This is a genomic window from Mesorhizobium sp. M7A.F.Ca.CA.001.08.2.1 (assembly GCF_003998455.1).
Lineage (GTDB): Bacteria > Pseudomonadota > Alphaproteobacteria > Rhizobiales > Rhizobiaceae > Mesorhizobium > Mesorhizobium ciceri.
Genome location: NZ_RZPW01000549.1, coordinates 1 through 4,341 on the forward strand (window position 1 = coordinate 1; position 4,341 = coordinate 4,341).

At 57.2% G+C, this 4,341-nt stretch carries 7 protein-coding genes and 1 pseudogene; 4 read left to right on the forward strand and 4 right to left on the reverse strand.

Annotated elements, in window-relative coordinates:
* The first annotated feature begins 86 nt into the window (after nucleotides 1-86).
* From EN914_RS25955 to EN914_RS25970, 4 genes are read left to right on the forward strand one after another with little or no spacing between them, the layout of a single operon-like run.
* Nucleotides 87-650, forward strand: coding sequence for a hypothetical protein (locus EN914_RS25955; protein WP_024505505.1), 564 nt, complete (start codon nucleotides 87-89; stop codon nucleotides 648-650).
* Between the two features lie 16 nt (nucleotides 651-666).
* Nucleotides 667-963: a hypothetical protein gene (locus EN914_RS25960; RefSeq protein ID WP_024505504.1), complete on the forward strand. Its 297-nt coding sequence runs from the start codon at nucleotides 667-669 to the stop codon at nucleotides 961-963.
* A gap of 55 nt (nucleotides 964-1,018) precedes the next feature.
* The gene (locus EN914_RS25965) at nucleotides 1,019-1,336 is read left to right on the forward strand and encodes a hypothetical protein (protein ID WP_024505503.1); all 318 of its coding nucleotides are present in this window, start codon (nucleotides 1,019-1,021) and stop codon (nucleotides 1,334-1,336) included.
* Nucleotides 1,337-1,345: 9 nt separating this feature from the next.
* A complete protein-coding gene (locus tag EN914_RS25970; RefSeq protein ID WP_024505502.1) occupies nucleotides 1,346-1,912 on the forward strand; it encodes a hypothetical protein in 567 nt (188 codons plus the stop codon).
* Nucleotides 1,913-1,943: 31 nt separating this feature from the next.
* Here EN914_RS25970 and EN914_RS25975 read toward each other — a convergent pair whose 3' ends face one another.
* The 4 genes and pseudogenes from EN914_RS25975 to EN914_RS38415 all read right to left on the reverse strand — a co-directional run.
* On the reverse strand, nucleotides 1,944-2,186 hold the full coding sequence (locus tag EN914_RS25975; protein WP_024505501.1) for a hypothetical protein: 243 nt from the start codon (nucleotides 2,184-2,186) through the stop codon (nucleotides 1,944-1,946).
* 79 nt (nucleotides 2,187-2,265) lie between these two features.
* Nucleotides 2,266-3,129, reverse strand: a complete 864-nt coding sequence (locus tag EN914_RS25980; RefSeq protein WP_024505500.1) for an ATP-dependent DNA ligase — start codon at nucleotides 3,127-3,129, stop codon at nucleotides 2,266-2,268.
* Nucleotides 3,130-3,710: 581 nt separating this feature from the next.
* Entirely contained in the window at nucleotides 3,711-3,854 is a 144-nt protein-coding gene (locus EN914_RS38410; protein ID WP_155924949.1) for a hypothetical protein, read from the reverse strand.
* A 222-nt stretch (nucleotides 3,855-4,076) separates the two neighbouring features.
* Nucleotides 4,077-4,341: pseudogene (locus EN914_RS38415) on the reverse strand (DUF3102 domain-containing protein); the annotation flags it as partial.

The window sequence follows — 4,341 nt, forward strand, 5'->3', positions numbered from 1 at the left end:
CTTCCTCCCCATCATGATCCGCCGTCGGCGGATTGCTTTGCGCAACCAATTGCGCAAATGTTCGTGGTGGTGGGGAGTAGAATGGGATGTTCAAGGTAGCTTCGGCGATCTTTTCGCTAGTATTCGTTGGCGGCGCTAATGCCCAGTCGTTTCAACACATAGAGAATTGTCGACAGCTGGTCGCCGACGCAGACAGACTAACTTGTTACGATGCGCTCAAGGCCGATGGAACAGCGGCGCCGCTCAAACTTGAGCCGGCGATGAACGTGGCTGACTCTCCGGTTAAACTGGCCAGAGCACGCTTCAATGTTCAGATGGAGGACACGAGGCGAAGTATCTATAATCCAAGGATCGAATTATATCTATCCTTTGAAAATTCGTCTGCGAAGCGTGTCTCAGCCTTGGCCATGTTGATCACCATCAAGGACGCGTTCGGCGACGAGATTTTGGTGAACGACAGCAAGCTGGACATAAGCATCCCACCTGGCGGGTCCACGGCGAGCAACACGTATTTCTTTTGGGAAGACAATCCGTTCATCCACGATGATCCGTACAGCAGGCTTATCGGTCCAGTCACCGCAAGTACGGCCAAGACCGAAGTTGCCGTTAAGCGAATTGTCTATGAGGACGGCAGCGTCGAGTCTTTTTAAAGGGAAGAGGAAAATTATGTCACGAATTGAACGTACGGAAACCCGCAAGCGCGGTTTCTTCGGAATGATCTTCTGGTGGATGTTCCTCGCCTTCAACGCGCTGATGGGTCTGTGGATATTCTACGCCATCAAGATTTCCAGTGAGCACTACCAGGCGACGGCCGACGCTGCATCTCAGGCCGGCACTGCCATAGGCGGGACACTCGCGGTCGGGATGCTGCTTTGGCTCTGGCTGTTCGGCGACATCATTCTCGGGTTGCTTGTCGCTCTTTCCCGCGGGAAGAAGGTCACGATTGAACGGACTATTGGCTGATAGATTTCTCGGCCGGAATCAGACAAAAAGGGTCGTGCTGGGGGGCAGACTGCGAATGGCGTTCGGTGAAGAGACCCTTAAGGCGATCGTTGAGGCCGGCAAGGGCAACATAGATTTCATCGCGTTTGCCCTTATCGCGGTCCTCTCCGTTGGCGGTATGGTGGAGGGAGTCGGCCTAGGGGGCGCCGCTGGAATAGCCGTTGTTCTCGCCGCTGTATGGGTGCTACTCCGCTACGCCCTTTTGTCCATTCAATCTCGCGAGCGATTGCGGAACCTCCAAGAAGCTGCCACGATCAAAGCGCAGAAAACGCTTGCAGACCATGCAACCAAGGACGAGATAGCCGATTTGTTTAGGGACACCCGACCACAATGAGGTGCGCTGATGAGCTTTGACCCTGCGTCGCTTACCTACGGCTTTGTCGGCTTGGCAGCCGGCGCTGGCGTGCATTTTTTCCGTCGCAAGACAGAGTTGGAGCATCAGTGTGAGTTCCTCGCCGACGTGCGCGAAGATTTGCTCGAATCGTTCAGCTCGGCCGGTACGGTGCTTGACGACAAGAACACTCCTAAGCCGATCCGACAGGCCATCTTGGTTTTGCTTGCGGCTTATGGGGACAAGAAGCGCGGCAAGTCGTTTGCCGAGACCTTTCTCGTCCAAGTCAACGGACAGGAGGACGCTCCCTCTGCGGAAGACGACGGGATGGATCCTATTTCCCAGTCAATGAAGAATCTCGGCCGTGCCAATCCGGCGCTTGCACGGCAGACTCATCATGTGATGGCCAGCCTAGTTTTCGGCTTGGTTTTCCTGAACCTCGCCGATGACTTCAAAGTTGAGAAAATGAAGACTGAGGCGGCCCGGGATCCCGTTTCGCTGTGGGCTCGCATTGCGCGTTTGTTCGCATCGAATGGCGGCCCCGACCATCACGCTGGCGGAAAGCTTATCGCCGCTTAAAGCCCTGCATACATATAGCCGCCCAAACGGGCTACTCTGCGGCAGCCGGTCTAACCGGACCTGTAGTGTGCCACTGGATGAACTCGACTTCCTTCCCGGTGACTTGCCGCACGGTGTTCAACAACACCTCGTGCAAGACATGCGTTGCCCGGTAGTGGTCGCAATGCGGCGATATGAATGGCTTGATGATGCTCAGGTGCAGCGCTTCTGCCGCCACGAGAAAGCGCTCGATTTCAGCCTGCGATAACTGCTTTGAGGGTTTTGACCTAGCCATGGTAGCGAACTCCGTTAGAGGGTGATCGCCGCAACGGGAGGATTATATTCCTCATCTGCTTTGGGCTGGCAAGCGCTGTCTATTGCTTATCCCGGAAATCGAGCAGCTTGGCATGGCGGAGTCTCTCCTCGCCCTTCAGGAACCGCACGCGACCGACCAGACCAGGCTTAAGCCATTCGGCCTTTTCTTTCTTTAGACCGATGGGCACTGGTCCGCCGACTTTCCCTTGCACGCGATCCCACAGGCGCTGGCGCTTGTCGGCTTTAAAGGCAACGAAAGCGCCGCCGGCATAGCGACCTTTGTCGGCCATCAGCACCATCGCGGGCTTTCCCGCCTCGCGCTGCACGCCAATGATGTCCATTTCCTTTTCGGCATAGCACTTGATCTTGCGCCAGTTCATCGTCGGCCCGCTGCGGTAGATGCTGCCCTTGCGCTTCGAGACCATGCCCTCCAGCCCTGCCCTGTCGACCAGGTGATAAACCGCGTCGCCAGTGCCGGGCATGGCTTTGCTGATCTGAATGCGGCCAACGGCTGGAATCAGTTCCTGCAGGATCTCGCGGCGGTCTTCCACCGGCATGTTGCGCAGGTCGTGCCCGTTCAGGTGCAGGAGATCGAACGCCACCAAATACAGGTCGCGCGACGGCTTACGGCGGGTAACGGCTGATTGCAGGGCGCGGAAGTCGGAGAGGCCGGCCTCGTTGACCGTGATTGTCTCGCCATCGATGATGAAACTTTCCGCCTCGATCGCCTCCGCCTCTCCGGCAAGTTCGATGTAGCGGCCGGTCCAGTCGTAACCATTCTTGGTGAACAGCCGTATACCGTTTTCATCCTTGATAATTTGGGTGCGATACCCGTCGAATTTGATTTCATGGAGCCATTCGTCGCCTTGCGGTGGCGTGTCGACCAGCTCGGGTTCCATGGGCTTGATGAACTTCAGAGGCATGCGCTGACTCGCATAGTGCGATTCAATTAGCGCGCGCTAAAATGGTTCCGGAACATTTTAGCCATCCTGCATGTTTCAGTGCATGCCGACGATAGACACAGAAGAGTGCAGAGCGGCGCTAACGCTGATCCGGCGAACAATCGAGGATCATTGTCCGCCTGGCGTTCTTCCGAGCGAGGAAGCGGTAAATGGTCTTTATGGGCCGGAGCTCATGCATGAAGCCGCCGCTTTGGCCACCGCCATTGTCAAGACCGTCGACAAGCTGACATTGAGTTCGACGAGGATTCCGCCGGCGCCCAGCATTAAAGCTTAGCCAACGTTGGAAGGTAGGCGCGCCGAGCGCTCAACCTGACATCCAAGATGCCAGTAGTAGGGCGCATAAGGATGAGACCAGAGCGGCGGCTGCGAGAAGCACCCCTGGGCTCTGCCATCCCTGCGGCGGCTCGTGTCCCAGCCTGTTGGGCGGCTGATTATCGTTCATGGGCGGCAGAAAATTAGGTTGCCCTAATTCTTGACGATGGCGCCAGGCCGGCAAACCCTGTTGCGAACGGGTTGCAATGATCTCACCAGGCTGCATTCGCTCATCCGTGATGATTACCCGCCACGCCAAGCGAGCCGTGGCGGGTAATCAACCAACCGACGATGAGGGGACTGTTGATCGTCAGCTGCATCAAACGTGTAAAGAACTCCAATGTTTCACGGGTCAGACCTTTGCGCTTCGGCATTGGGCTTTGGTCGGACCCAAGCCCTTTAGCGCCAACGCGGGTTCCGCTAATGCACGAAAAAGCCCGCCACCTTTCGGCAGCGGGAAGGGTCTGTAGTAGCTGGGATCAACCAGCAAAGGTCAAACGAGCCGCGGCGGGGTTGGTTGCGATAGTAGGGGCGGACGCGGCATGCTTGCGTGACCAAATGGAGGTTTTGAACCAATGGCCGTAGGTGCCGATGCGCTATTCCGCGGCCTCCGTGCCTTCGTAGCAGTTCCTCGCCATCGCCATGCACTGATGCGCCATCGATCGGCAGAGACCTTCCTGCTTCTCGACCCATGGTCCAAAATGGCCGTGCGGCAATTTTGCCTTGTGGTGCAGCAGCCAGCGGCCGATCGCCAGCTTCTGCCCGTCGGACAAGTGCCCGCGGGGAATTGCTCGAGTGTTGGCCGGCACGGGATCTGCCAGCGGCGCGACATTGCTCGGGGACATAAGAGCGAGATAGGCC